At 72.5% G+C, this 23880-nt stretch carries 27 protein-coding genes; 17 read left to right on the top strand and 10 right to left on the bottom strand.

Annotation, left to right across the window (positions count from 1 at the left end):
* Positions 1 to 32 precede the first annotated feature (32 nt).
* Entirely contained in the window at positions 33 to 452 is a 420-nt protein-coding gene (gene paaI, locus M6B22_RS15710) for a hydroxyphenylacetyl-CoA thioesterase PaaI (RefSeq protein ID WP_269442507.1), read from the top strand.
* On the top strand, positions 449 to 1111 hold the full coding sequence (locus M6B22_RS15705) for a TetR/AcrR family transcriptional regulator (protein ID WP_269442506.1): 663 nt from the start codon (positions 449 to 451) through the stop codon (positions 1109 to 1111). The genes paaI and M6B22_RS15705 overlap by 4 nt, the downstream gene beginning before the upstream one ends.
* A 288-nt stretch (positions 1112 to 1399) precedes the next feature.
* Here M6B22_RS15705 and M6B22_RS15700 read toward each other — a convergent pair whose 3' ends face one another.
* Positions 1400 to 1834 carry an Lrp/AsnC family transcriptional regulator gene (locus M6B22_RS15700; protein WP_269442505.1) on the bottom strand — a complete coding sequence of 145 codons (435 nt, stop codon included), beginning with the start codon at positions 1832 to 1834 and terminating at the stop codon, positions 1400 to 1402.
* A 100-nt stretch (positions 1835 to 1934) separates the two neighbouring features.
* Between M6B22_RS15700 and pdhA the strand changes: the two genes are divergently transcribed.
* From pdhA to M6B22_RS15685, 3 genes are read left to right on the top strand one after another with little or no spacing between them, the layout of a single operon-like run.
* Positions 1935 to 3116, top strand: coding sequence for a pyruvate dehydrogenase (acetyl-transferring) E1 component subunit alpha (gene pdhA / locus M6B22_RS15695; protein WP_407935532.1), 1182 nt, complete (start codon positions 1935 to 1937; stop codon positions 3114 to 3116).
* 59 nt (positions 3117 to 3175) lie between these two features.
* Positions 3176 to 4144 (top strand): alpha-ketoacid dehydrogenase subunit beta, encoded by a 969-nt coding sequence (locus M6B22_RS15690; RefSeq protein WP_407935717.1) that lies wholly within the window; start codon positions 3176 to 3178, stop codon positions 4142 to 4144.
* A complete protein-coding gene (locus tag M6B22_RS15685) occupies positions 4137 to 5444 on the top strand; it encodes a dihydrolipoamide acetyltransferase family protein (RefSeq protein ID WP_269442502.1) in 1308 nt (435 codons plus the stop codon). Before M6B22_RS15690 ends, M6B22_RS15685 begins: the two co-directional genes overlap by 8 nt.
* Before the next feature lie 43 nt (positions 5445 to 5487).
* Here M6B22_RS15685 and M6B22_RS15680 read toward each other — a convergent pair whose 3' ends face one another.
* The gene (locus M6B22_RS15680; RefSeq protein ID WP_269442501.1) at positions 5488 to 5733 is read right to left on the bottom strand and encodes a DUF6458 family protein; all 246 of its coding nucleotides are present in this window, start codon (positions 5731 to 5733) and stop codon (positions 5488 to 5490) included.
* A gap of 452 nt (positions 5734 to 6185) precedes the next feature.
* On the opposite strand from M6B22_RS15680, the gene M6B22_RS15675 reads away from it, so the two are divergent.
* Positions 6186 to 7355 (top strand): saccharopine dehydrogenase family protein, encoded by a 1170-nt coding sequence (locus M6B22_RS15675; RefSeq protein WP_269442500.1) that lies wholly within the window; start codon positions 6186 to 6188, stop codon positions 7353 to 7355.
* A 4-nt stretch (positions 7356 to 7359) separates the two neighbouring features.
* Here M6B22_RS15675 and M6B22_RS15670 read toward each other — a convergent pair whose 3' ends face one another.
* Positions 7360 to 8406: a hypothetical protein gene (locus M6B22_RS15670; RefSeq protein ID WP_269442499.1), complete on the bottom strand. Its 1047-nt coding sequence runs from the start codon at positions 8404 to 8406 to the stop codon at positions 7360 to 7362.
* A 39-nt stretch (positions 8407 to 8445) separates the two neighbouring features.
* On the opposite strand from M6B22_RS15670, the gene M6B22_RS15665 reads away from it, so the two are divergent.
* The 3 genes from M6B22_RS15665 (at position 8446) to M6B22_RS15655 (ending at position 10670) form a co-directional block, all read left to right on the top strand.
* The gene (locus M6B22_RS15665; protein ID WP_269442498.1) at positions 8446 to 9939 is read left to right on the top strand and encodes an aminopeptidase P family protein; all 1494 of its coding nucleotides are present in this window, start codon (positions 8446 to 8448) and stop codon (positions 9937 to 9939) included.
* On the top strand, positions 9936 to 10385 hold the full coding sequence (gene arfB, locus M6B22_RS15660; protein ID WP_269442497.1) for an alternative ribosome rescue aminoacyl-tRNA hydrolase ArfB: 450 nt from the start codon (positions 9936 to 9938) through the stop codon (positions 10383 to 10385). Before M6B22_RS15665 ends, arfB begins: the two co-directional genes overlap by 4 nt.
* 69 nt (positions 10386 to 10454) lie before the next feature.
* On the top strand, positions 10455 to 10670 hold the full coding sequence (locus M6B22_RS15655) for a hypothetical protein (protein ID WP_269442496.1): 216 nt from the start codon (positions 10455 to 10457) through the stop codon (positions 10668 to 10670).
* A 15-nt stretch (positions 10671 to 10685) separates the two neighbouring features.
* Here M6B22_RS15655 and nhaA read toward each other — a convergent pair whose 3' ends face one another.
* Complete coding sequence (nhaA, locus tag M6B22_RS15650) at positions 10686 to 12584, bottom strand: Na+/H+ antiporter NhaA (RefSeq protein ID WP_269442495.1); 1899 nt, start codon at positions 12582 to 12584, stop codon at positions 10686 to 10688.
* A gap of 83 nt (positions 12585 to 12667) precedes the next feature.
* On the opposite strand from nhaA, the gene M6B22_RS15645 reads away from it, so the two are divergent.
* Positions 12668 to 13060, top strand: a complete 393-nt coding sequence (locus M6B22_RS15645) for an antibiotic biosynthesis monooxygenase family protein (protein WP_269442494.1) — start codon at positions 12668 to 12670, stop codon at positions 13058 to 13060.
* A 26-nt stretch (positions 13061 to 13086) separates the two neighbouring features.
* Here the strand turns inward: M6B22_RS15645 and M6B22_RS15640 are convergent, their stop codons facing one another.
* Genes M6B22_RS15640 through M6B22_RS15630 form a run of 3 tightly spaced genes read right to left on the bottom strand, consistent with a single transcriptional unit; the run spans position 13087 to position 15230 of the window.
* Entirely contained in the window at positions 13087 to 13605 is a 519-nt protein-coding gene (locus M6B22_RS15640; protein ID WP_269442493.1) for a DinB family protein, read from the bottom strand.
* Positions 13606 to 13645: 40 nt separating this feature from the next.
* The gene (locus M6B22_RS15635; RefSeq protein ID WP_269442492.1) at positions 13646 to 14761 is read right to left on the bottom strand and encodes a DNA glycosylase AlkZ-like family protein; all 1116 of its coding nucleotides are present in this window, start codon (positions 14759 to 14761) and stop codon (positions 13646 to 13648) included.
* Positions 14745 to 15230: a DUF3224 domain-containing protein gene (locus tag M6B22_RS15630; RefSeq protein ID WP_269442491.1), complete on the bottom strand. Its 486-nt coding sequence runs from the start codon at positions 15228 to 15230 to the stop codon at positions 14745 to 14747. Before M6B22_RS15630 ends, M6B22_RS15635 begins: the two co-directional genes overlap by 17 nt.
* A 95-nt stretch (positions 15231 to 15325) precedes the next feature.
* Here M6B22_RS15630 and M6B22_RS15625 point away from each other — a divergent pair, with 95 nt between their 5' ends.
* Positions 15326 to 16360 carry a helix-turn-helix transcriptional regulator gene (locus M6B22_RS15625; protein ID WP_269442490.1) on the top strand — a complete coding sequence of 345 codons (1035 nt, stop codon included), beginning with the start codon at positions 15326 to 15328 and terminating at the stop codon, positions 16358 to 16360.
* Here M6B22_RS15625 and M6B22_RS15620 read toward each other — a convergent pair.
* Both M6B22_RS15620 and mca read right to left on the bottom strand, forming a co-directional pair.
* Positions 16291 to 16626, bottom strand: a complete 336-nt coding sequence (locus tag M6B22_RS15620; RefSeq protein WP_269442489.1) for a hypothetical protein — start codon at positions 16624 to 16626, stop codon at positions 16291 to 16293. The two genes, M6B22_RS15625 and M6B22_RS15620, sit on opposite strands and share 70 nt — an antisense overlap.
* A complete protein-coding gene (gene mca, locus M6B22_RS15615) occupies positions 16623 to 17513 on the bottom strand; it encodes a mycothiol conjugate amidase Mca (protein WP_269442488.1) in 891 nt (296 codons plus the stop codon). Before mca ends, M6B22_RS15620 begins: the two co-directional genes overlap by 4 nt.
* A gap of 198 nt (positions 17514 to 17711) precedes the next feature.
* On the opposite strand from mca, the gene greA reads away from it, so the two are divergent.
* Positions 17712 to 18209 (top strand): transcription elongation factor GreA, encoded by a 498-nt coding sequence (gene greA / locus M6B22_RS15610; RefSeq protein ID WP_269442487.1) that lies wholly within the window; start codon positions 17712 to 17714, stop codon positions 18207 to 18209.
* On the opposite strand, the gene M6B22_RS15605 is transcribed toward greA, so the two are convergent.
* Positions 18199 to 18687: an Lrp/AsnC family transcriptional regulator gene (locus tag M6B22_RS15605; protein WP_269442486.1), complete on the bottom strand. Its 489-nt coding sequence runs from the start codon at positions 18685 to 18687 to the stop codon at positions 18199 to 18201. The two genes, greA and M6B22_RS15605, sit on opposite strands and share 11 nt — an antisense overlap.
* A 77-nt stretch (positions 18688 to 18764) precedes the next feature.
* Here M6B22_RS15605 and M6B22_RS15600 point away from each other — a divergent pair, with 77 nt between their 5' ends.
* From M6B22_RS15600 to M6B22_RS15580, 5 genes are all read left to right on the top strand, one after another.
* On the top strand, positions 18765 to 19526 hold the full coding sequence (locus M6B22_RS15600) for a hypothetical protein (RefSeq protein WP_269442485.1): 762 nt from the start codon (positions 18765 to 18767) through the stop codon (positions 19524 to 19526).
* A gap of 39 nt (positions 19527 to 19565) precedes the next feature.
* On the top strand, positions 19566 to 21002 hold the full coding sequence (locus M6B22_RS15595) for a sigma 54-interacting transcriptional regulator (protein ID WP_269442484.1): 1437 nt from the start codon (positions 19566 to 19568) through the stop codon (positions 21000 to 21002).
* 96 nt (positions 21003 to 21098) lie between these two features.
* Positions 21099 to 23057 (top strand): VWA domain-containing protein, encoded by a 1959-nt coding sequence (locus M6B22_RS15590; protein ID WP_269442483.1) that lies wholly within the window; start codon positions 21099 to 21101, stop codon positions 23055 to 23057.
* On the top strand, positions 23054 to 23419 hold the full coding sequence (locus tag M6B22_RS15585) for an SET domain-containing protein-lysine N-methyltransferase (RefSeq protein WP_269442482.1): 366 nt from the start codon (positions 23054 to 23056) through the stop codon (positions 23417 to 23419). Before M6B22_RS15590 ends, M6B22_RS15585 begins: the two co-directional genes overlap by 4 nt.
* Before the next feature lie 10 nt (positions 23420 to 23429).
* Entirely contained in the window at positions 23430 to 23879 is a 450-nt protein-coding gene (locus M6B22_RS15580; protein ID WP_269442481.1) for a hypothetical protein, read from the top strand.
* Position 23880 lies beyond the last annotated feature (1 nt).

Raw genomic sequence — 23880 nt, 5'->3', positions numbered from 1 at the left:
GACGTTCAGTAATAGGAGCGGAGGCCCGAGCGATGGCGCAACTGACCGCCGTGCAGGCGATGATGGCCGCCGACGCAGCGTCGCGCGCCCTGGGCATCGAGGTGATCGAGCAGGCCGAGGGGCGCGCCGTCACCCGGATGAGCGTCCGTCCGGACATGGTGAACGGGCACGACGTGGCGCACGGCGGGATGATCTTCTCGCTGGCCGACACCGCGTTCGCCTGCGCGTGCAACAGCTACGGCCCGGTTACCGTCGCAGCCGCCGCCGAGATCGTGTTCGTCGCACCGGCCCGCACGGGCGACGTGCTGACCGCGGAAGCGGTCGTGCGGACCCGCTTCGGCCGCTCCGGCGTGTACGACGTCACGGTGCGCCGCGGCACCGACGTGATAGCCGAGTTCCGTGGGCGCAGCCAGCAACTGCGCGGCCAGCCACTTCGGGAGGGCCCCGCGTGACCGCCGCGCCGGACGCGGTGCCCGCCCGGCGCGGACGTCCGGGCTACGACGTGGCGCGCCTGCTGGCCGTGGCCGTCGAGGTGTTCAACGAACGCGGCTACGACGGCACCAGCATGGAGGATCTGTCCCGGCGCCTCGGTATCGCCAAGTCGGCGATCTACCACCACGTCTCCGGCAAGGAGGAACTGCTGCGGCTCGCACTCGACCGCGCGCTGGACGGGCTGTTCGCCGTTGCCGACGAGGCCCGCGCTCTTAGGGCGCCGGCGATCGAACGGCTGGAACGGCTGGTACGGGGCAGCGTCGAGGTGCTGCAGGCCGAACTGCCCTACGTCACGCTGCTGCTACGCGTGCGGGGCAACACCGACGTCGAGCGTGCCGCGCTGAACCGCCGGCGTGCGTTCGACCGGGTGGTCGCCGACCTGGTCAAGCAGGCCGAACGCGACGGCGACATCCGTCCGGACGTCGACCCCGCGGTGACCGCCCGGCTGCTGTTCGGCATGGTCAACTCGCTGGTCGAGTGGTACCGACCGGGACGGCGCCTCGGCGGCCAGTCGCTGGCCGACTCGGTCTGCGCGATCGCCTTCGACGGTCTCCGGCTGCCCACTTCGGCTCCCCCACCAGGTGACCAGCCCGGGAGTTCGGCTCCCCCCACCATGTGACCAGCCCGGGTTCGGCTCCCCCCACCCGGTGACCAAACCGGGCCGTCTCCCCCCACCGGGTAACCAAAAAGAGGGGCCGGATCTCGTAAGCCGGTGGGGGAAGCCGCGCGCAGGGCGTAAGCCGGTGGGGGAAGCCGCGCGCAGAGCGTAAGCCGGTCGGGGAAGCCGCGCGCAGAGCGTAAGCCGGGTGGGGGAAGGCGCACGCGCAGGGCGTCACCGGGTGGGGGAAGGCGCGCGCAGACGTCACTGCCGATGGGGGGAGCGCGCGCAGGAGAGGCTGAGGCCGCCTCAGCGGGTCGCCTCCTCGAAGATCAGGACGGTCTGGGTGCCTTGCACCTCCGGCATGTCCTGCAACTTGTTCAGGACCAGGTCGCGCAGCGCCGCGGCATCGGGAGCGCGCACCAGCAGCACCATGTCGTGCTCGCCGGACACCAGCGCTGCGTGGTCGACCTCGGCGATGCTCAACACCTTGCGCCGCAACGCCTTCCAGGACTGCTGCTTGACGCTCAGGTAGACGTAGGCCGACAGGGCGAGGCCACACTTCTCCGGGTCCACGGTCGCGGTGTAGCCGGTGATCACCTTGTCCCGCTCGAGCCGCTCCACCCGGCTGTACACGCTCGCCCGGGAAATGTGCAGCGCGCTGGCGAGGGCGCGCATGGACATCCGGCCGTCCGCCCGCAGTGCGGCGACGATGCGCCGATCGAGCTCGTCCAGCGGCGCCATTCGTCCATCCGCACCGGCGCCGCTTCCAGGTCTGACGGCCATAGTTCTGAACTGTACCGGTAGATGAAGCCATTCGTCTTGCAAATCACTGGATGGGTGGATGAATGGCCGCCGGTCGGACGAGACTGTCGAACAGGTACGACCGGGTACAGCACACCGCGAAAGGGACGCCGCCGTGACCACTGCCGCCACCGATGCGGCGCGCATCGAGGGGCTACTGCCCAGCCAGACACCGCTGCAGCTGATCGATCCGCAGGGCCGGCCCACCGCCGGGCATGGCGCGCTACCCCCACCGGAGGCGCTGCGCCGGCTGTACCGGGACATGGTGGTCGGCCGCCGCTTCGACACCCAGGCCACCGCGCTGACCAAGCAGGGCCGGCTCGCCGTCTACCCGTCCTCGCGCGGGCAGGAGGCATGCGAGGTGGGCGCGGCGCTCGCGATGCGCGAGCAGGACTGGCTGTTCCCGACCTATCGCGACTCGGTCGCCATCGTGTCCCGGTCGGTGGACCCGATCGAGGTGCTCTGCCTGCTGCGCGGTGAGTGGCACTGCGGCTACGACCCGTACGAGCACCGGGTGGCTCCGCAGTGCACGCCGCTCGCGACGAACACGCTGCACGCGGTCGGCCTGGCGCATGCAGCGCGGCTCAAGGGCGAGGACACCATCGCCGTGGTGCTGCTCGGCGACGGTGCGAGCAGCGAGGGCGACACCCATGAGGCGCTCAACTTCGCCGGGGTCTGGAACGCGCCGGTGGTGTTCCTCGTCCAGAACAACGGCTACGCGATCAGCGTGCCGCTGGCCAAGCAGACGGCCGCGCCATCCCTCGCATACAAGGGGATCGGCTACGGCGTTCGCTCGGTGCTGATCGACGGCAACGATCCCGCCGTGGTGTACGCAAGCGTGCGCGAGGCGGTCGAAGGTGCCGCGGCCGGCGGCGGGCCGACGCTCATCGAGGCAATCACCTACCGCATGGAGGCGCACACCAACGCCGACGACGCGTCCCGCTACCGCGCCGACGCCGAGGTGCAGCGCTGGCTGGCCCGCGACCCGCTGACACGGCTGGAGACCTACCTGCGCGAGCACGACCTGCTCGACGACGAGCGGGCCGCCGCCGTGCAGGCCGAGGCGGAGGAGTTCGCCGCGTCCGTCCGCGAGCGGATGAACCAGGACGACGAACTCGACCCGGCCGAACTGTTCGAGCACGTCTACGCGCGACCGACCGCCCAGCTCGTCGCGCAGCGCCAGGAACTGCTGGCCGAACTCGGGAACCAGGAGGACGCGTGACCAGCACCCTGCACCGCGACGCCGCCACCGAACCCGCACCCACCCCGGCGCCGGTGACCATGGCCGGCGCGCTGAACGCCGCACTGGCCGACGCGCTTGCCGACGACCCGCGCGTGCTCGTGTTCGGCGAGGACGTCGCCGCGCTCGGCGGCGTCTTCCGGGTCACCGACGGGCTGGCCCAACGCTTCGGCGAGACAAGGGTGTTCGACACCCCGCTCGCCGAGTCCGGCATCGTCGGCACCGCGATCGGCATGGCCATGAACGGCCTCGTGCCCGTCGTCGAGATGCAGTTCGACGCGTTCGCCTACCCCGCGTTCGAGCAGATCACCAGCCACCTGGCCAAGCTGCACAACCGCACGCGCGGAAAGGTCGCGCTGCCGGTGGTGGTCCGCGTGCCGTTCGGCGGCGGCATCGGCGGGGTCGAGCACCACTGCGACTCGTCCGAGGCGTACTACACGCACACCCCCGGGCTGCGCGTGGTCGCACCCGGCACCCCGGCGGACGCGTACCTGCTGCTGCGCCAGGCGATCGCCTGCCCCGACCCGGTGATCTTCCTCGAGCCGAAGCGGCGCTACTGGTCGCGCGAGAGCGCCGAGCTGACCACGAACGGTCCGGGAATCGACAGCGCCGCGATCCGCCGCGCCGGCACCGACGTCACGCTGATCGGCTACGGCGGCACGGTCGGCACCGTGCTGGACGCGGCCGAAGCGGCGACGGCGGAGGGTTGGGACGTCGAGGTGATCGACCTGCGCAGCCTGAGCCCGTTCGACGACGCCACCGTGAGCGCATCGGTACGCCGCACCGGCCGGGCGGTCGTCGTGCACGAGGCGTCCCGCTTCGGCGGCTACGGCGCCGAGGTCGTCGCCCGGCTCACCGAGCAGTGCTTCCACTACCTGCAGGCGCCGATCCTGCGGGTGACCGGACTCGACATCCCGTACCCGCCGCCCAAGCTGGAGCAGCACCACCTGCCGGACGTCGACCGGATCCTGGACGCGATCGCCCGCCTGCAATGGGACGATCATGTCTGATTTCCTGCTGCCCGATCTGGGCGAGGGGCTGGAGACCGCCGAGATCGTCAGCTGGCGGGTGCAGGTCGGTGACCGCGTCGAGGTGGACCAGATCGTCGTCGAGGTGGAGACGGCCAAGGCGGCTGTGGAGGTACCGGTGCCGTTCGCGGGTGTGGTGTCCGCGCTGCACGGTGCCGAGGGGGCGACGGTGGTCGTCGGGACGCCGCTGATCAGCGTGACCACCGAAGCGGCAGCCGGTTTGCAAGAGCCCGGCGTGGTCAGCGCACCCGTCGCGAGCGATGCTCCCGGCGGCAGCGGCAACGTCCTCATCGGCTACGGCACCAGCGGCGGCACCAGCGGCGGCACCAGCGGCGAGCGGCGGCGGCGCCGCAACCGGACCGCGCCCGCGACCACGCCCGAGCCGGTGCGCCGCCACGACGGCCCGGTGCCGGTGATCTCGCCCCTGGTGCGCAAGCAGGCGCGCGACGCCGGCCTCGACCTCGCCTCACTGCCCGGCAGCGGGCCCGGCGGCCTAGTGCTGCGCCGCGATGTGGCTGCGGCATCGGCGCCGGCAGGACCGGCAGCGGCAGCGTCGAGCGACGGTGCGCCGCGTGAGGCTGTGGCTGCCGACGCCGGGCCGACGCGGATCCCGCTGCAGGGGGTGCGCCGAGCGGTCGCGGACAAGCTCGCCCGCTCGCGCCGGGAGATCCCCGAAGCGACCGTCTGGGTGGACGTCGATGCCACCGAACTGCTCGCGGCCCGCGCCGCGATCAACGCGCGCGACCCGCACCAGCCCGTCAGCCTGCTCGCGCTGCTCGCCCGGTTCACGATCCTGGGGTTGCGCCGCTACCCCGAGCTGAACGCCCGGGTGGAGCAGGACGCGATCGTCGTCCCCGAGCACGTGCACCTCGGCTTCGCCGCGCAGACCGAGCGCGGCCTGCTGGTCCCGGTCGTGCGCCACGCGCAGCGGCTGACCACCCGCGAACTGTCCGCCGCACTCGCCGCACGCACCGCGTCCGCGCGCGACGGCTCGCTGGCACCGGCCGACCTCACCGGGGGCACCGTCACCGTCAACAACTACGGCGTGTTCGGCGTCGACGGCTCCGCGGCGATCATCAACCACCCGGAGGTCGCGATCATCGGCATGGGCCGCATCATCGACCGGCCCTGGGTAGTCGACGGTGCGCTCGCGGTGCGCAAGGTCAGCCAGCTGACCCTCGCGTTCGACCACCGCGTGTGCGACGGCGGCACAGCCGGCGGCTTCCTGCGCTTCATCGCCGACTGCGTCGAGTCACCCGTCGCCACGCTCGCGGACCTGTAGCGCGCCGCCGTCAGCGGCGCATCAGTAGCCCGTCAGCAGTCCGTCAGTAGTCCAGCCCGTCGTTCGGCTGCACGTACGTGGTGCCGCTGGTGCCGGCCGGGGTGCGGTGGATGACCTCGGTACGACGACGGGTGGACATCCAGATGATCGAGAAGATGAGTCCGACGAGGCCGACCACCATCAAGATGACGCCGATGACGCCGAGGTCGACATTCTTCACGTTGTCGGTGATCGCCCACTTCAAGATGGCGCCGATCGCAATCAGTAACAAGCTCCCGCCGATACGCATGTCCTGCTCCCTTGCTTGGTCCGCCGCGCATGGCTCGGGGTTTCCGGCACACACGAGGCGAATCGGTTGCCGTTGGCATACCCGTTCGCGGACGTGCTCCAAACAGCCAGGTAACAGGCTCCGCCGGTGCATCCGTGGCTGACGCGCGTGCCGACGCCCGGCGCCGGCGCACATGTCGTCGGGCCGATCGGGCTCTGCATGCATTCTTGCCTGCAGAGCCCGACCGATCCGACAAGTACTGCTGCTTCTTCCGCTGCCTCTTCCGCTGCCTCTTCCGCTGCCTCTTCCGCTGCCTCTTCTGCTGAGCGCTGCTGTGCGCTGCTGTGCGCTGCTCTGCGCTGCTCTGCGCTGCTCTGCGCTGCTCTGCGCCGCTCTGCGCCGCTCTGCACCGCTGCGCGTTGCTGCCGCGTCCGCTAGCGCGTCGGGGGCGCGCCCGCATCTACGCTGGCCCGATGGCAGGACGCGAGCTCGATCTGATCCTGTTCGGCGCAACCGGGTTCACCGGCGGGCTGACCGCCGAGTACCTGGCCCGCACCATGCCGCGCGGCGGCCGTTGGGCACTTGCCGGACGCATCCCGGACAAGCTGCAGCGGGTGCGCGAGCGGGTCGCGGCGATCGACCCGGCACTGGCGACGCTCGAACTGGTTCGGGCGGACGTGACGGACCCCGTCACCGTCCGCGAGGTCGCCGGGCGCGCGCGGGTCGTCATCACGACCGTCGGACCGTACGTGCAGCTCGGCTACCCGCTGGTCGCGGCGTGCGCCGAGGCAGGCACCGACTACCTCGACTTGTGCGGCGAGCCGGAGTTCGTCGACACCACCTACCTGCGCCACCACGCGCGCGCGGTGCAGACCGGCGCGCGACTGGTTCACTCGTGCGGTTTCGACTCGGTGCCGCACGATCTGGGCGCCTACTTCACCGTGCGGCAACTGCCCGCCGACGTGCCGCTGCGGGTCGCCGGCTACGTGCGCGCGTCGGGCATGGTCTCCGGCGGAACCGTCCACTCGGCGCTGGGCGCGATGTCCCGCGGCCGGCAGAACCTGGCAGTCGCCCGAGAACGGCGAGCGCGCGAGCCGGGGCCGTCCGGGCGCACCGCCCGCTACCTGCCCGGACGTCCCGGCCGCGACCCGGTCAACGGCGGCTGGGCGATCCCGCTGCCGACGATCGACGGGCAGGTGGTGGCGCGCTCGGCGCGCGCGTCGGCGGAATACGGGCCCGACTTCGGCTACTCGCACTACGCCTCGGTACCGCACCTGTGGACGGCGGTGGGCGGGGTGGCCGGGGTCGGTGCGCTGCTCGCCGCGGCCCAGGTCGCGCCGCTGCGGCGGGCAGTGTTGCGGCGTTTCCCGCAGGGTGCCGGCCCGAGTGCGCAGCGGCGTGCGCGCAGCTGGTTCACCGTGACCTTCGTAGGTACCGGCGGCGGACAGCGCGTCGTCACCAGGGTGTCCGGCGGCGATCCGGGCTACGGCGAGACCGCGACGATGCTCGCCGAGTCTGCGCTGTGCCTGGCGTACGACCCGTTGCCGCCGGCGTCCGGGCAGCTCACCACAGTCGCCGCAATGGGGGAAGCCTTGACCCGCCGGTTGCAGCAAGCAGGGATCGGCTTCACCGTTCTCGGCTGAGCGGCTACTGCTGGTCGGCGCGACGCCGGGCGGCCGGATCACCCGGGTACACCGCCCGCTGCTCCGCCGTCGGCTGCTCGGCAGGCTCCTGCGCCGCGGACCGCTGCACTGCCGGCCGCTGCGGCGCGTCCGGATCGGAGGCCGCCGGATCGGAGGCCGCCGGATCGGAGGCCGCCGGATCGCGCTGCGGCTGCCGGTACTCGTACGCCGGCTGCTGCTCGGTGCGCTGCTGCCCGTACGCCTGTTGCCCGTACTGCGATTGCTCGTCCGGCTGCCGGTACGCGGGCTGCTGGTAGGTCGGCAGCTGGTGGGTGGGTTCGTCGCCCGGCGCCCGCTGCTGCGGCGTACGGGGGAACTGCGTGGTCGCCTCGGTGTCGTAGCGGGGCGCGAAGGCCGTGTCGAAGTACTCGTCCGCCTCGTCGTCACGCGGCGCGCCGCCTGCCGCAGCGCCGCCGATCGCGCGGCGGCTCAGCAACGCGACGATCGCCGCGACCAGGCCGGTCACCAACCCCAGCGCCAGCCCGGCGACGAGGACCGGGCCGAAGTCCGGATAGCCGTACACCGACTGCCCGATCCGCGACTGCAACGGGCCCGGCGTCGACGGGACGACGATCACGTTGCGCACCATGATCGCCACCGGCGTCAGGATCGCGACGACGGCCCAGACCGACACCAGCACCCGGCCGAACCCGCCCACCCCGCGCGCCACCACCGCGACGGCGAGCAGGGTCAGCAGCAGCAGCGTGCCGATGCCGGCGAGCTGCGCCGCCCACTCGTGCGTCGCCTGCCCGTGCGCGGGGGCGAAGCGCCACGAGAACGTCAACGCCGCGTCCAGGGCACCGCGCGAGTAGTCCGCGAACCGGTGCGCCGGGTCTTTCAGATAGTTCCGCAGCGCACCCGCCACGCCCTGGTTGTCGACGGCGGCGATCACCACCAGCTCCGCGAACAGCGCGGTGAGCGCGACGAGCCACGGGCGGATGCGGTAGGTCCGCACCTGGTCCTGGGCAGGTCCGGAGGGCGACGAAAGGGTCGACTGGTCGGCTGGCTCCATCCGTCGAGGCTAACTTCAATCCGCCCTAGACTCGGGGATATGAGCCAGAGCGACACCCCCGAATCCGCCGGCGAGATGCCGGAGGCCGGCGGCAGCACGTCCTACGACATCCCGATGGCCGAGCACCTGCGCGCCGCGATCGCCCAGGACTGGGACCCGGCGCCCCCGATGCCGCACCCGGCGCAGACCGGCGTGGGGCCGTACGCGCGGGCACGCCGCGCGGCGCTGTCGGCGAGGTTCCCCGGCACCGTGCTGGTCGTGCCGGCCGGCGGCCTGGCCGCTCGCGCCAACGACACCGACTACCCGTTCCGGGCGAACAGCGCGTTCACCTGGCTCACCGGCGAGACGGTTGCCGACGCCGTCCTGGTCCTGGCGCCCGCACCGACCGGTCACGAGGCCACGCTGTACGTGCGCGAATATGCCCAGCCCGGCGACGTCGGCTACTTCACCAGCCGGACGCACGGCGCGGTGTGGGTCGGCAACGTGCCCGACCTGGCCGACACGTCCGCCGCACTGGACCTGGCGACCCGCCCGCTCGCCGCCCTCGCCGACGACCTGCGCGCCCACCGCGGTCGGGCGACGGCGGTGCTCACCGGCATCGACCGATCCGTCGACGCGCAGCTGCCGCACGCCAGCGCCGGCTCGCTCGCCGAGGTGATCGACGAGCTGCGCCTCGTCAAGGACGAGTGGGAGCTGGCCCGGCTGCAACAGGCGTGCGAGATCACCGCGCGCGGCTTCGCCGACGTGGCGCGCGAGCTGCCGAACGTGCTCGACCGGCCGGTACGCGGCGAACGCTGGCTGGAGGGGACGTTCTGGCGGCGCGCCCGGCTGGAGGGCAACGAGGTGGGCTACACCTCGATCGTCGGCGCCGGCCGGCACGCCACGACGCTGCACTGGTGGCGCAACCACGGGCAGATCCGGTCCGGGCAACTGCTGCTCGCGGACATGGGCGTGGAGACCGACGAGCTGTACACCGCCGACGTCACCCGCACCATGCCGGTGACCGGCGAGTGGACGCCGGAACAGCTGCGTGTCTACCGCGCGGTGCAGGAGGCGCAGATCGCGGGCATCAGCGAGGTCAAGGCGGGCGCGGACTTCCTGGCCGCGCACCGGGCGGCGATGTGGGTGCTCGCCGATTACCTGCACAGCTGGGGGATCTTGCCGGTGCCGGCCGCGGTGTCCTGCGACGCCGACCCGGAGCGGCCGGGTGCCGGGCTGCACCGGCGGTACACGCTGCACGGCACGTCGCACATGCTCGGCATCGACGTGCACGACTGCGCGCAGGCACGCGAACAGGCCTACCGCGAGGGCACCCTGGCAGCCGGGCACGTGCTCACCGTGGAACCCGGGCTGTACTTCCAGGTCAACGACCGCACCGCCCCGGCCGAGTTGCGCGGCATCGGGGTGCGGATCGAGGACGACATCGCGGTCACCGACGGCTCTCCGGTCAACCTGTCCGCCGGGCTGCCCCGCGATCCGGACGAGATCACCGCTTGGATGCGGCACGCGCAGGGCACGCCAGCGCTGCCGTGACCGACCTGGTCCTGCGGCCGCAGCGGGGGCTGCCCGACGGACTGGTCGTCCCGGCCGCCGAGCTGATCGAGCGGTTCAGCCGCTCGTCCGGCCCGGGCGGCCAGGGCGTGAACACGACCGACAGCAGGGTCGAACTGCGCTGGGACCTCGCCGCTTCGACTGCCCTGACCGACGTGCAGCGCACCCAGCTGATCGAGCGGCTGGGACGCCGTGTCGTCGACGGCGCCGTGGTGCTCGTCGCCTCGGAACACCGCTCGCAACGCCAGAACCGGACGGCCGCACGCGCCCGGCTGGGGGCGCTGCTCGCCGCTGCGCTGACCCCGCCCGCCCCGGTGCGCCGCCCGACCCGGCCGAGCCGGGCAGCGCGCGAGCGGCGGCTGGACAGCAAACGCCGCCGCGGGGACCTGAAGGCCGGGCGCGGGCGTCGCGATCCGGACAGTGCGTGACGTTCGGCTCAAGTATCAACCCGGGCCGCCGAACCTCCTGAGCGAACAGTTCTCTGTCAGGAGGTCGCGGTGACCACCACGAGCCAGCCGGCTGGCGTGCCGCTCGCCGGATACGTACCGGCGAGCGAGTTGCGCGACGCCGAACGCCGCATGTACGACGCCGAGTGCGCGCTGCACTTCGCCCACCAGAGCCACGTCGACGCCTGGATCACCGCGGCCGCGGACCGGTTGCACGAGGCGATCACGGCACACTCGCGCGCCCTGCACGCCGCCCGCGCGGCCTGAGCTGTGGGCAGGCAGTCAGCGCGCTGCCAGCGCCGCCCGCGCGGCCATGATCGCCTCGGACAGCGTGTCGAGATCGAACGCCCCGTAGTGCCGTTGACCGTTCACGAAGAACGTCGGCGTGCCGGACACGCCGCTCACATCGGCGGATTCGACGTCCTGAGCCACCCGCGTCGCGTAGCTGTGCCGGGTCAGGTCCGACCGGAACTGCTCGGTGTCGAGTCCGAGTTCGGCCGCGAGGCCGACCAGTTTCCGGACGCTGAGGTCGTCCTGATTGCGCATGAGCAGGTCGTGCATCGGCCAGAAGGCGCCCTGCGCCCCGGCTGCTTCGGTCGCCTCGGCCGCCAGTTGTGCTCCCGGATGCACGTCGCCCAGCGGTAGGTGACGGAACACGAAGCGGATGCCGGTGTCGTCGAGGAGTTCGCGCACCACCTGCTCGGCGCGGCCGCAGTACGGGCATTCGAAGTCCCCGAACTCGATCAGCGTGATCGCCGCCTCGGCCGGTCCGCGGATGTGGTCGCGCACCGGGTCCACCTCGGGTATCAGGTCCTGAACCACCCGCGCGTCCCCGAGCAGGGCACGCGCGCGCCGGGCGGGCGGCAGCAGGCCGGCCGTTCGGTAGACCGCCCCTGTCAGCAGCGCGGCGACGAATGCGGCGGTGAGCGCACCGAGCTTGGCCTCGGCCAACTGCGGCCCCTCGAAGGCCCGGTCGGCGATCAACAACGCGACGGTGAAGCCGATACCGGCGATCGTTCCGCTACCCAGTACGGCGGCCCAGCCGACCGGAGGCACGATCCGCCCGCGGCTGAGCCGCGCGACCAGCCACGACGTGGCGACCACCGCGAGCGGCTTGCCGGCGAGGTAGCCGAGCAGGACGCCCAGGGTGACGGGCGCCGTGTAGGCGTGCGCGAGGAAGTGGCCGTCAAGGACGATGCCGGCGTTGGCCAGCGCGAACAGCGGAACGATGACATAGCTCGTCCAGGGGTGGAAGAAGCTCTGCATCCGTTCGTTCGGGGACAAGGTGCCGGTCAGCCCGGTCGCGGCGTCACGGGCGAGCGCGGGGGTGGGTTGTTCCCGGAACCGCCGCACCAGTCCTGTCGCCGCCTCCAGTTCGTCGCGGTTCGGCGTGTACGCGGGCGCGACCAGGCCGATGACGAGCCCGGTCACGATCGGGTCCACGCCACTGGCGAACAGCGCGCCCCACATGCAGGCGCCGAGCCCCGCGTAGAGCACGCGATGCGATATCCCGAGCCGCGCGGTCACGATCACGACGGCGAAGACCGCAAGGGCGATCCCGAGTGGTAGCACGGCGATCCGCCCGCTGTAGACGACGGCGATCACCACCAGCGCGGCGAGATCGTCGACGACGAACACGGTCAGCAGGAACACCCGCGCGCGGTACGGGACGTTTCGGCCGAGCAGGGCCAACAGGCCGAGCGCGAGGGCGGTGTCGGTGGACATGGCCACGCCCCAGCCATGCGCGCTGGGCCGGCCGGCGTTGACCGCCAGGTAGATCAGCACCGGGACGAGCATGCCCACCAGTCCGGCCGCGAGCGGCAGCACGAACCGGCGGCGCTCACGCAGGTCACCGAGATCGAACTCGCGGCGCGTCTCCAGCCCCACCACCAGGAAGAACAGCGTCATCAACGCACTGTTGATCCAGGTCTGCAGGTCGCGGGTGACGCCGGCGCTGCCCAACCGCAAGCCGAACTGGGTCTGCCATACCGAGTGGTAGCCCGAGGCGTCGACGTTGGCCCAGATCAGCGCAGCCACCACCGCGGCGACCAGCACGCCCGCACTTGCGGACTCGGTGCGCAAGAACGCGCGCAGCGGCGCCGCACGGCTGCGCGCCCACAGCGTCCGGCCGCGCCAGGGCGATGCTCCGGCCGACGGCGCCGCCGGTGCAGGGATGGTCATAACTGGCGAAGCTAGCGGTTGGGGGGCCGCCGGGGCAGCGCGCCCGTCGAATCTCGTTCGCCGCCTCTGGCAGGCTCGGGGCCATGACTGCCGACACGCCGTTTGTCGACACGCCGTTTGCCGACACGCCGTTTGCCGACACGCCGTTTGCCGACACGCCGGAGCCGCCGTACGTCGCGGTGATCTTCACCTCGACGCGCACGGACGGCGACAACGGATACGGCGCGATGTCCGACGCGATGGAAGAGCTCGCCCCGCGGCAACCCGGGTATCTCGGCATGGAGTCCGCCCGCCAAGACGTGGGGATCACGGTGTCGTACTGGCGCGACGAGCAGGCCGCCCTCGCCTGGAAGCAGGTCGCGGCGCACGTGGGCGCGCAGCGGCTGGGACGCGAACGCTGGTACGGCGACTACCGGGTGCGGGTCGCGACCGTGCACCGCGACTACAGCCTCGACTCCTCGACGTTCGCCGGCTGAGCGCGTAGCGCCGGCCGCGGGCGGCCTCAGCCCATCGTCTTCGCGCCGTCGATCGCCTCGCGGATGATGTCGGCATGCCCGGCGTGCTGGGCCGTCTCGGCGATGATGTGCAGCAGCACGCGGCGCACAGTCCATCGCGCTCCCGGCGGGAACCACGGCGCCTCGGGCAGCGGCTGCGAGGCGTCCAGGTCGAGGCTGGCCACCAGCGCGTTCGTCTGCTCGGCCACGGCGGCGTAGTCGGCGCGCAGGCCCGCGAGCGTCTCGGCCGGCTGCATGCGGAAGCCGGCCGCGTGCTCCTCGAAGGCGGACGGGTCCGCGTCGCTCCACGCCGGCATCGCCGACGGGCCGTGCTGGGCGAACTCGATCCACCGCTTCTCGGTCGCGCTGACATGCTTGATCAGGCCACCGATGCACAGCGCGCTCACCGTGCTCCGCTCGGCCGCCTGGGTGTCGGTGAGGTCACGGGCCGTCTGCAGCAGGAAGAACCGGTGCCGGTTCAGCGACTCCAGCAGGTCGGCCCGCTCCGCGCTCAGTGTCTGGCTCATCAGTTCCCTCTCTCACGTCGCCGGCTGCCGCCGGCGCTGTTCACTGCGCTCGGGTCACGCTCACGTCGGTCGCGCCGCGCACCGCGCCGACCCGCTCGGCCTCGGCCGCGACCGACGTCCAGACCGACGCCGGCAGCGGCGCGAACGCCTCGACCTGGACGGTGAGCTTGCGGCCGGACGACTTGGGACGCCACGTGCCGACCACCTCGCCGTCGACGAACAGCGCGCCCGGGCGCCCGAGCACCGGCCACAGCGCCTTCTGCGCCGCCTTGTCCGGGACGATCAGGTCGCGGTCGCGGGCCTGCAGGAACGGGTCGAACCCGCCGAGCAGCCGCACCAGCTCGGCCGGCTGCGCGCCGGCGACGTCGTCCTGCTGCGCGCCCGGCAGCCAGGCCCGCCGCCCGTCGACGCTCACCTCGACGAGCTCCTCCGGCCAGACCTGCATCAGGTCGGCCCGGCGTGCGCCGAGATAGCCGGCGACGTCGGCCGGGGTGGCCGGACCGAGCAGGGTCAGGTAGCGCAGCGCCAGCTCCCGGAGCGCGTCGCGGTCGGGCCGCGTGGGCACCCGCGCGCCCGGGCGGCGCTGCAACACCGGCGGCGCGGTGTCCGGGACGAGCTCCAGCCCGGCGGCCAGCGAGGGCGCGCGCATCGCCGAGTCGGAGATGTGTTTCGCCTTGCACGGACGGCAATCGCGCAGCATGACGGGCGGGATGGCACGCGACACGGCGGTGCTCACCGCACCCTTACCGGTGGGCGCGCGTACTGCCGCGCGCAGCTCGCGCACCGCGATCGCGTACTGGTCCAGGGCGCTGATGCCGGCGCGCGCCACGCTGGGGCCGGTCTCGTTGAGCCGTCCCGCCGCGTCCTGCTCGGACAGCGGGTACAGCGCACCGGCCAGCGCGTCCAGGCCGGCGCGCCGGTGCACGTGCGGCGCGCCGCGCAGCGACCAGACGAGCGCCAGTGGCTTGCCGGGCCCGAACGCCTCGGCGGCCGGCGGCTTGCTCAACCGCGCGTCGAACGCCAGCCTGGCCTGCTCGCCCGCGGAGTCCTGCACGCCGAAGTCGAGCACGGCCAGCCGATCCGTCCGGGTGGCGTCGCGGTACAGGCCCTGCGCCGCCACCCGGTAGGACAACACCTGCTCACGCGTGAGCTTCACGGCTCTCCTGGTCGAAGTCGTAGCGCAGCTCCATCTTGTACTGCATCGCGTCGGCGGTGTAGTGCCCTTCGCCGCGCAGCCCGGCGAGCTCGCCAGTGCCGGAACCGGGGACCACCCGCAACCCGGTGCGCGCCACGCCCTCGCTGTGAGTGCCCGACGCGGCCAGGACGAACGTTCCGGTCCGGCCGGCCAGGGTGCCGGTGACCTGCTCGTAGCCGGTGTACGGCCCGACGAGCGTCTCCGGCTGGTCCGGGCTGCCGCCGACGTACGAGATCAGCAGTCCGCAGGTCGATTCGCCCACCAGGTCTCCGGCGTAGCTGGTGGTGAACGTGGCGGTGGCGACGGCGTGCACCGCGTCGGCCTCGGCGATCCGCTTCTCGTCCCAGGACTTGCCGGTGACGACGATGCCGGCGTGCTGGGTGTACTCGGTCATCTCGGTGGACTCGGTCATCTCGGTGGACTCGGCCATCTGGTTCTCCTCGTTGACGTCCGTCGGGTCGATGCGAACCAGGATTCCGGCTATACCTGTCAGCTTGGGTCAGGTATTCGCGCGATACTCGGCGGGTGCGCGCGAGCCGGCTGCTGTCGATCCTGCTGATGCTGCACACCCGTGGCCGGGTGAGCGCGCAGCAGCTCGCCGACGAGCTGGAGGTCTCGCTGCGCACGGTGTACCGCGACATCGACGCGTTGTCGGCCGCAGGCATCCCGGTGTACGCGACGCGCGGGCGGGCCGGCGGCTTCCAGCTGCTCGAGGGGTACCGCACCAAGCTCACCGGCCTCACCGCGGACGAGGCCGACGCGCTGTTCCTTGCCGGGCTGCCCGGCGCGGCCGCCGATCTAGGGCTCGGCAGCACGCTTGCCGCTACCCAGCTCAAGCTGCTCGCCGCCCTGCCGCCTGACCTGCGCGAGCGGGCCGCCCGCATCCGCGACCGGTTCCACCTGGACGCACCGGGCTGGCTGCGCGAGACGGAGGCACCGCCGTACCTGGCCACCATCGCCGGCGCCGTGTGGGGGCAACGGCGGATCGAGGTCCGCTACGAGCGCGCGAACCGGGCGATCGTCGAACGCACCCTGGAACCGCTCGGCCTCGTGCTCAAGGCCGGCACCTGGTACCTCGTCGCGTCGGTGCCCGCCGACCATCGCGGCCCCCGCACCTACCGGGTGTCGCGCGTGCATGCCGCGGCGGCGCTGGACGAGCGGTTCGAGCGGCCGGACGGTTTCGACCTCGAGCAGCACTGGTGCGGCTACCAGCGTGACTACGAGCAGCGGGTGTACCGGGAGACGGCGCGGATCCGGCTCTCCGCCGCGGGCCGCCAACTGCTGTTCCTGCTCGGCACCCTCCCCGCCCGTGCCGGGCATGCGGCGATGTCCGAGCCGGACGCCGCGGGGTGGGCGAGCACCACCGTGCCGATCGAGTCGGTCCGGCACGGGCACCACGCCCTGCTGCAACTCGGCGCCGAGGTCGAGGTTGTCGAGCCGGCCGAACTGCGCGAGCTGATCGCCGCGAGTGCGCGAGCGCTGGCCGAGCGCTACTCGGGCCGTGTCTCGGGCCGTGTCTCCGGCCGTGTCTCCGCCGGCGTCTCCGGCGGCGCGTCCTGACCGGCGTCGTGATCGGGGTGCGGCGGCGTGGCCAGCGACGGCTCGCTCGGCTGCGCCTCAGCCGCACCGCCGTCCGGCCCGGCAGGCGCCGGCGGCGTCGGCTCGTCCCCGCCGAACTGCTCGCGCACCCGGCGCAGGTGCTTGGACATCGACTTGAACAGGAAGTAGCAGCCCGCGCACAGCAGCAGGATGATCGCCAGCCCCCAGGGGCCGGACTTGGCGGCCTCCCCGGTCGGGCCGTCGGCCAGCACCACGAACGGCGTCATCGCGCGTCGACCTGCTCGCGAACACCGGCGAACAGGTCGTCCTCGGGCACCGTCGAGTCGACAAGGGACCGCACCAGCTCGAAGTCCTCGGTCGGCCACGCGGTGCGTTGCACATCCAGCGGTATCGCGAAGAACCAGCCGTTCGGGTCCACCTGGGTGGCGTGCGCCAGCAGCGCCTGATCGCGCCGCTCGAACCAGTCACCGACCGGCACCTGCGTGGTGATCTTGGGCGGGCGCACCTTGCCCTCCCATTGCCGGCGCCGCTCTCGCCACTCGGCGAAGGGCGATTCCAACCCCAGCGCCGTCATGGCGGCGTGCAGCGCGGCGATCTTCCCGTCGCTGAAGCCGACGTCGTAGTAGAGCTTGAGCGGCTGCCACGGCTCGCCGGTCCCGGGGAACCGGTCGGGGTCGCCGGCCGCCTCGAACGCGGCGACGCTGATCTCGTGACAGCGCACGTGGTCCGGGTGCGGGTAGCCGCCCTTCTCGTCGTACGTCGTGATCACGTGCGGGCGGAAGCGGCGGATCTCGGCCACCAGCGCCTCGGTCGCCTCCGCCAGCGGCACGAGGGCGAAACAGCCCTCGGGCAGCGGCGGCAGCGGGTCGCCCTCGGGCAGGCCCGAGTCGACGAAGCCCAGCCAGCTCTGCTGTACCCCGAGGATGTCGCGGGCGCGCTCCATCTCCTTGCGGCGGATCTCGGAGATGTTCGCCTCGATCTCAGCACGCCCCTGCAACGCCGGGTTCAGGATGCTGCCCCGCTCGCCACCGGTGCACGTCACCACCAGCACCTCGACACCCTCGTCGACGTAGCGGGCCATCGTCGCCGCCCCCTTGCTCGACTCGTCGTCGGGGTGCGCGTGGACGGCCATCAGCCGCAGTCCGTTGCTCACGGCGTCCATTGTCACCGATCACCCACAGCCGGCCGCACACCGGTCGGCAGCGCCCTTGCCGGTGTGGCGACGACGCGGGCGCTGCGGTACGCAACCTGCCACGAATCGGGCGCTTCCGGCGTCGCGACTTCGCTCTGGCGTGCCGCCGGTGTTACGTTCGAAGTTCGTACCTCGACCGCTAGCTGCATGGAGAGCCCTGTGTCCACGCCCGACACCACCGCCGTCACCTGGCTGACCCAAGAGGCGTACGACCGCCTGACCAACGAGCTCGAGGAGCTCAAGGCGAACCGCCCGGTGCTCGCGAAGGAGATCAACGACCGGCGCGAGGAGGGCGATCTGCGCGAGAACGGCGGGTACCAGGCCGCCCGGGAGGAGCAGGGCAAGCAGGAGGGCCGCATCCTGCAACTGCAGGACATGCTGCGCCGCGCGAAGGTCGGCGAGGCTCCCCCGGACGACGGCGTTGCCGAGCCCGGCATGCTCGTCACCGTCCGCTACGAGGGCGAGGACGAGACCGAGACGTTCCTGCTCGGCTCCCGCGAGGAGGCCGAGACCGCCGGCGTCGCGGTGTACTCGCCGCAGTCGCCGATCGGCAAGGCGCTGCACGGGCGCCACGAGGGCGAGACGGTCGAGTACGAGACGCCCAACGGCAAGACCATGAAGGTGGAGCTGATCAGCGCCAAGCCGTTCAGCGGCTGACCCGCTCGCCGGTCACCAGCGGCAACACCCGGTGCGAGATCGGGTTGGTCAGCGCGATCACCGTCGAGGTCCGGACGATCTCGGCAACCTGGGTGACGCTGTCGATGACGCGCTGCAGGTCCTCGTTCGAGCGCGCCACCAGCCGGCACAGCATGTCGCCCTGCCCGGTGATGGTGTGCACCTCCAGCACCTCGGGGATCGCGTTCAGGTGCTCCAGCACGGTGCGGCCGCGACCCTGGCGGATCTCCAGCGTGGCGAACGCGGTCACCCGGTAGCCGAGCGCCACCGGGTCCAGGGTGGGCGAGAACGTGGCGATCACGCCGCGTGCCACCAGCCGGTCCAGCCGAGCCTGCACGGTCGCCCGCGCGACGCCGAGCCGACGGGACAGCTCCAGCACGCCGACCCGCGGCGCGGCGTCCAGCTCGGCCAGCAGCCGTGCGTCCAAACCGTCGACACCGCGTCCGTCGTCCGTCGCCACGGGCCCAAGCCTGGCACACCGCCGGATCCACCCGGGGGTGTATTCCGTGATCGGGTCCGAGCGGTCATGCTGTGCGCATGCGTTCGAGACGATGGGCGGCGCTGGCCGGTGCGCTGGTGACGCTGACCGCGTGCACCACGTCCACCCAGGGCGTCGGGCACGGCGGCACCGTCCCGGCCGGCGGCAGGAGCGCGGACTTCCCCGCACCGAGCGCGCTGGCCGGCTCGCCCGTCGCGACGGTGACGCCGCCGGCCGCCACCGCGTCGGCCACCGCTTCGGCCACCGCTTCGGCCACCGCTTCGGCCTCGGCGCCCCGCTCGACAGCGCCGGGCACGCACCCGGTGCCGAGCGCGCCGCTGCGCAGTGCCACCGTGACCGCTCCGGACGGCAGCACGTTCCTCGTCCAGGTCTGGGCCTCGGTCCGCACGCCCACCTGCGCCGACCACGCGTACGGGCAGCCGATGATCGACTTCCTGCGGGCGCACAAGTGCTCCGGGCTGACCAGACGCCTGGCCACCACCACCTTGCACAGGCGCGCGGTGGGCCTGGCGATCTCCGACCTCGGCTTCACCGGCCGCGACCCGGGCGTCTACAAGACGGCGGGCGACTTCGTGAAGCTCGTGACCAGGAACGGCACCGGCAACCTGGTCGATCTGCTCCGCGAGGGGTATCGCCTGCCCGCGGGACCTGCCGCGGTTCCGAGCCCGGACGCCTTCAGCGCGCTGGGACAGGACGCGGGCGTCGAGGTGGTCGACGCCTGGTACCTGGACGGGCCGACGCGCGAGAACGATCCGGAGCTCGTCACGCTCGCCCAGTCGATCTTCCTGCAGGTGCCGTGACCGTGGCGGCGTTTGCCTCCGGGTCGTAGCGTCGAGCGGGTGAGCGCCCCCACCACTGCCCCGTCCATCTCCACACTCGGCGAGCTACGCGCGTCCGGGCACGTGCACCGCAGCGTCAAGACCGAGATCCGCGAGAACCTGATCGGCCGGCTCGCGGCCGGCGAACCGACACTGCCCGGCATCGTCGGCTTCGAGGACACCGTGGTGCCGGAGGTCGAGCGCGCGCTGCTCGCCGGGCACGACCTGGTGCTGCTCGGCGAGCGCGGCCAGGGCAAGACCCGGCTGATCCGCACCATCACCGGCCTGCTCGACGAGTGGACGCCCGTGATCGCCGGCTGCGAGATCAACGATCACCCGTACGCACCGGTGTGCGGCCGCTGCGTGGCGATCGTCGCCACCGACGGCGACCTCACCCCGGTGGCCTGGAAGCACCGCAGCGAGCGGTACGGCGAGAAGCTGGCCACCCCGGACACCTCGGTCGGTGACCTGATCGGTGACGTCGACCCGATCAAGGTCGCCGCGGGCCGCACGCTCGGCGACCCGGAGACCATCCACTACGGGCTGGTGCCGCGCACCAACCGCGGCATCATCGCAGTGAACGAGCTGCCCGACCTGGCCGAGCGGATCCAGGTCGCGCTGCTCAACGTGCTGGAAGAACGCGACATCCAGGTGCGCGGCTACCAGTTGCGGATGCCGCTGGACCTGCTGCTGGTCGCCAGTGCGAATCCGGAGGACTACACCAACCGCGGCCGGATCATCACCCCGCTCAAGGACCGGTTCGGGGCCGAGGTGCGCACCCACTACCCGCTCGAGCTCATCGACGAGCTGACCCTGGTCGCGCAGGAGGCCGCGGTGCTGTGGACGGACGCCTCGCACGCGGCGCCGGTCGTGCCCGCGCACCTGCTCGAGGTGATCGCCCGCTTCGCGCGGGGGGTGCGCGACGCACCGCAGGTCGACCAGCGCTCCGGAGTGTCCGCGCGGTTCGCTATCGCCGCCGTCGAGACGGTCGCCGCGTCGGCGGTGCGCCGGGCCGCGATCGCCGGCGAACCGCTGGCCGTCGCGCGGGTCGCCGACCTGCCCTGCGTCATCCCCGCCTCGCGCGGCAAGGTGGAGTTCGACGACGCCGACGAGGGGCGCGAGTTCGAGGTGCTCGAACACCTGCTGCGGCGCGCCGTCGCCGAGACGTTCCGGGCGCGGCTGGCCGGGCTGGACCTGCGCCCGCTGCAGCAGAAGTTCGACGACGGGCTCACGGTGAGCAGCGGCGACGCGGTCGGCGCCGACGCGCTGCTCGCCCAGCTCGGCCCGGTGCCGGTGCTCTCCGCGCTGCTCGAGCGCCTGGAGCCGGACGGGATCGGGGAGGGCCCGGCGGCGGTGGGGATCGCGGCGGCGGCCTTGGAGTTCGCGCTGGAGGGCCTGCACCTGAACAAGCGCCTGGCCAAGGACAGCGACGGCGTCCGGACGATCTATGGGCACTGACACCATGCGCGAGTGGCGACCTCGGGTGCCCAGTGGCGACCTGAATCTCGCCACTCGGCGTGTCGAGTCGCCACTCGGCGGAGATTGCGGGCAGGCGTGAGCGCGCGATACGGGGCCTGGCACGGGGGGCCGGACCCGCTGGAACCGCCGTTCGACATCCGCGAGGCGCTGGACCGGGTCGGCGACGACGTGCTGGCCGGCGCCTCGCCGCGCCAGGCGCTGAACCGGCTGCTGCGGCAGGGCGCGGGCGACCGCGACGGGCTGGACGCGCTGCGCCGCCGTGCCCGCTCGCGCGCCCGCGAGCTGCGCAACAGCGGCCGGCTGGACGGGACGCTGCAGCAGGTCCGCGAGCTGCTCGAGCAGGCTCTCGAGGCCGAGCGCCGCGCCCTGTTCCCCGACCCGGACGATTCGGCGCGAATGGCCGAGGCCGAGCTGGACGCGCTGCCCAACGACGCCGCCCGCGCGGTGCGCGCCCTGGCCGAGTACCAGTGGCGCTCACCGGAGGCTGCTGCCGCCTACGCGCGGATCCAGCAACTGCTGCGCGAGGAGGTGCTCGACGCGCAGTTCGCCGGCATGCGCAACGCGCTGCAGAACGCGACGTCGCAGGACCTCGACCAGATCCGGCAGATGATGCAGGCGCTCAACGACATGCTCGACGCGGACGCCCGCGGCGAGCACACCCAGGCTCAGTTCGAGGCGTTCATGGCGCAGTACGGGCAGTACTTCCCGGACAGCCCGCAGAACCTCGCCGAGCTCGTCGACTCGCTCGCCCGCCGGGCGGCGGCGGCCCAGCGGCTGATGGACTCGCTGACCCCCGAACAGCGCGGCGAGCTCGAGTCGCTGATGCAGCAGGCACTCGGCGACGCCGGGCTGGCCGAGCAGATGGCCCGGCTGCAGCAGGGCCTGCGCTCGGCCCGTCCCGACCTGCCGTGGGGCGGCCGGCAGCGGATGGACGGTGACCAGGGCCTCGGCTACGCGGACGCCACCGGCGCGCTGGCCGAGCTCGCCGACCTCGACCAGCTCGACGAACTGCTGTCCCAGGAATACCCGGGCGCCAGCCTGGAGGACATCGACGAGGAGCTGATCGAGCGCGCGCTCGGCAGCAGCGCCGTCGACGACATGGACCAGTTGCGCCGCATCGAGCGCGAGCTGCGCGAGCAGGGCTACCTGCAGCGCGGCAGCGACGGCCTCAAGCTGACGCCGCGCGCGCTGCGCCGGCTCGGCTCGACCGCGCTGCGGCGCGTCTTCGACGTGCTCGAATCCCGTGGACGCGGCGGGCACGACGTGCGCGATGCGGGCGCGGCGGGCGAGGTCACCGGCGCCAGCCGCGAGTGGCGCTTCGGCGACGAGCAGCCGCTGGACGTCGTGCGCACCGTCCGCAATGCGGTGTTGCGGTCGTCCGTGGAAGGCCGTCCGCTGCGGCTGACCGGCGAGGACTTCGAGGTGGTCGAGACCGAGCGCCGCTCGTCCGCCGCCGTCGCGCTGCTCGTGGACATGTCGTACTCGATGGAGCTGCGCGGCACCTGGGGCGAGGCGAAGACGACCGCGCTCGCGCTGCACTCGCTGATCAGCACGAAGTACCCGCAGGACGCGATCGAGATCATCGGGTTCAGCGACTATGCCCGGGTGATGTCCACCGGCGCGCTCGTCGAGCACGACTGGGACCGCGTGCAGGGCACCAACCTGCAACACGGCCTGATGCTGGCGCGCCGGTTCCTGGACAAGCACCGCAACGCCGAGCCGGTGATCCTGGTCATCACCGACGGTGAGCCGACCGCGCACCTGGCCCGCGACGGCTTCGCCGACTTCTCCTGGCCACCCACGCCGGAGACCATTGCGGCCACGCTGGCCGAGGTCGAGCGCTGCACCCGCCGCGGCGCGACCATCAACATCTTCATGCTGGACGACGACCCGCGGCTGATCGAGTTCATGCAGGAGGTGGGCCGGCGCAACGGCGGCCGGGTCTTCCTGCCCAAACTCGGGCGGCTCGGCGAGTTCGTGGTGGCCGACTACCTGCGTGCCCGGCACGGTCGCCGGCAGCGGCGGGCCGGGTGACCGCCGCGGTGCTCGCCCGCGTAGCCCCGTCGGCGATCGCCGGCGCCGGAACGTTCGCGGCGCGCGCGATCGCCGCCGGCACCGAGCTCGCACTCGGCGAGGCGGTCAATCACAGCTGCGAGCCGAACCTGTGGTGGGCCGGCCCGCACCGGTTCCTGGCGCGCCGCGAGATCGCAGCCGGCGAGGAGCTCACCTACGACTACGCGACCGTGATCGCCGACCCGCAGTTCCTGCTGCGTTGCCACTGCGAGAGCTACCGGTGCCGGCAGATGGTGACCGGCGAGGACTGGCAGATCCCGCAGCTGCAACGGCTGTACGCCGGACGGTGGGGACCCGACGTGCGGGAGCGGCTCGACAGCTAGCGTGGGCGCCATGTTCAAAATCATGCTGGCGCTGCACCTGCTGTTCACCGTGTTCGCGGTCGGCCCGCTCGTGCACGCGGCCACGACCGCGGCGCGTGGCGTGCGCACCGGCGATGCCGCCGCGACCGCGTCGTCCTCGCGCGTGCTGAAGATCTACAGCTACGCCTCGATCCTGGTGATCGTGTTCGGCTTCGCGCTGATGTCGAGCAAGTCGCCGTACGGCAAGCACGAGAAGGTGGCCGAGTTCAGTGAGCCGTGGATCTGGGTGTCCGCGCTGCTCTGGCTGGTCGCGGTCGCGCTGGTGCTGGGTGTGATCGTCCCGACGCTGGAGCGGGCCACCGCGCTGGCCGGCTCGGAGCCGGCCTCGTCGCTGAGCGCGCGCGTCGCCGCCACCGGCGGGATCGTCGGCATCATCTTCGCCGTGATCGTCTTCCTGATGGTGTACCAGCCGGGCAGCTAGG

It is taken from the genome of Jatrophihabitans cynanchi, from assembly GCF_027247405.1.
Lineage (GTDB): Bacteria > Actinomycetota > Actinomycetes > Mycobacteriales > Jatrophihabitantaceae > Jatrophihabitans_B > Jatrophihabitans_B cynanchi.
The sequence above is the reverse complement of the archived record's forward strand: the minus strand, read 5'-3'. Positions and strand labels throughout refer to the sequence as shown.

Excerpts from the sequence above, each read along its gene's own strand:
- paaI (WP_269442507.1), top strand. The coding sequence starts at position 33 with ATGGCGCAACTGACCGCCGTGCAGGCGATGATGGCCGCCGACGCAGCG.
- M6B22_RS15700 (WP_269442505.1), bottom strand. The coding sequence starts at position 1,834 with ATGGCGCCGCTGGACGAGCTCGATCGGCGCATCGTCGCCGCACTGCGG.
- pdhA (WP_407935532.1), top strand. The coding sequence starts at position 1,935 with ATGAATGGCCGCCGGTCGGACGAGACTGTCGAACAGGTACGACCGGGT.
- M6B22_RS15690 (WP_407935717.1), top strand. The coding sequence starts at position 3,176 with ATGGCCGGCGCGCTGAACGCCGCACTGGCCGACGCGCTTGCCGACGAC.
- M6B22_RS15685 (WP_269442502.1), top strand. The coding sequence starts at position 4,137 with ATGTCTGATTTCCTGCTGCCCGATCTGGGCGAGGGGCTGGAGACCGCC.
- M6B22_RS15680 (WP_269442501.1), bottom strand. The coding sequence starts at position 5,733 with ATGCGTATCGGCGGGAGCTTGTTACTGATTGCGATCGGCGCCATCTTG.
- M6B22_RS15675 (WP_269442500.1), top strand. The coding sequence starts at position 6,186 with ATGGCAGGACGCGAGCTCGATCTGATCCTGTTCGGCGCAACCGGGTTC.
- M6B22_RS15670 (WP_269442499.1), bottom strand. The coding sequence starts at position 8,406 with ATGGAGCCAGCCGACCAGTCGACCCTTTCGTCGCCCTCCGGACCTGCC.
- M6B22_RS15665 (WP_269442498.1), top strand. The coding sequence starts at position 8,446 with ATGAGCCAGAGCGACACCCCCGAATCCGCCGGCGAGATGCCGGAGGCC.
- nhaA (WP_269442495.1), bottom strand. The coding sequence starts at position 12,584 with ATGACCATCCCTGCACCGGCGGCGCCGTCGGCCGGAGCATCGCCCTGG.
- M6B22_RS15645 (WP_269442494.1), top strand. The coding sequence starts at position 12,668 with ATGACTGCCGACACGCCGTTTGTCGACACGCCGTTTGCCGACACGCCG.
- M6B22_RS15640 (WP_269442493.1), bottom strand. The coding sequence starts at position 13,605 with ATGAGCCAGACACTGAGCGCGGAGCGGGCCGACCTGCTGGAGTCGCTG.
- M6B22_RS15630 (WP_269442491.1), bottom strand. The coding sequence starts at position 15,230 with ATGGCCGAGTCCACCGAGATGACCGAGTCCACCGAGATGACCGAGTAC.
- M6B22_RS15620 (WP_269442489.1), bottom strand. The coding sequence starts at position 16,626 with ATGACGCCGTTCGTGGTGCTGGCCGACGGCCCGACCGGGGAGGCCGCC.
- M6B22_RS15600 (WP_269442485.1), top strand. The coding sequence starts at position 18,765 with ATGCGTTCGAGACGATGGGCGGCGCTGGCCGGTGCGCTGGTGACGCTG.
- M6B22_RS15580 (WP_269442481.1), top strand. The coding sequence starts at position 23,430 with ATGTTCAAAATCATGCTGGCGCTGCACCTGCTGTTCACCGTGTTCGCG.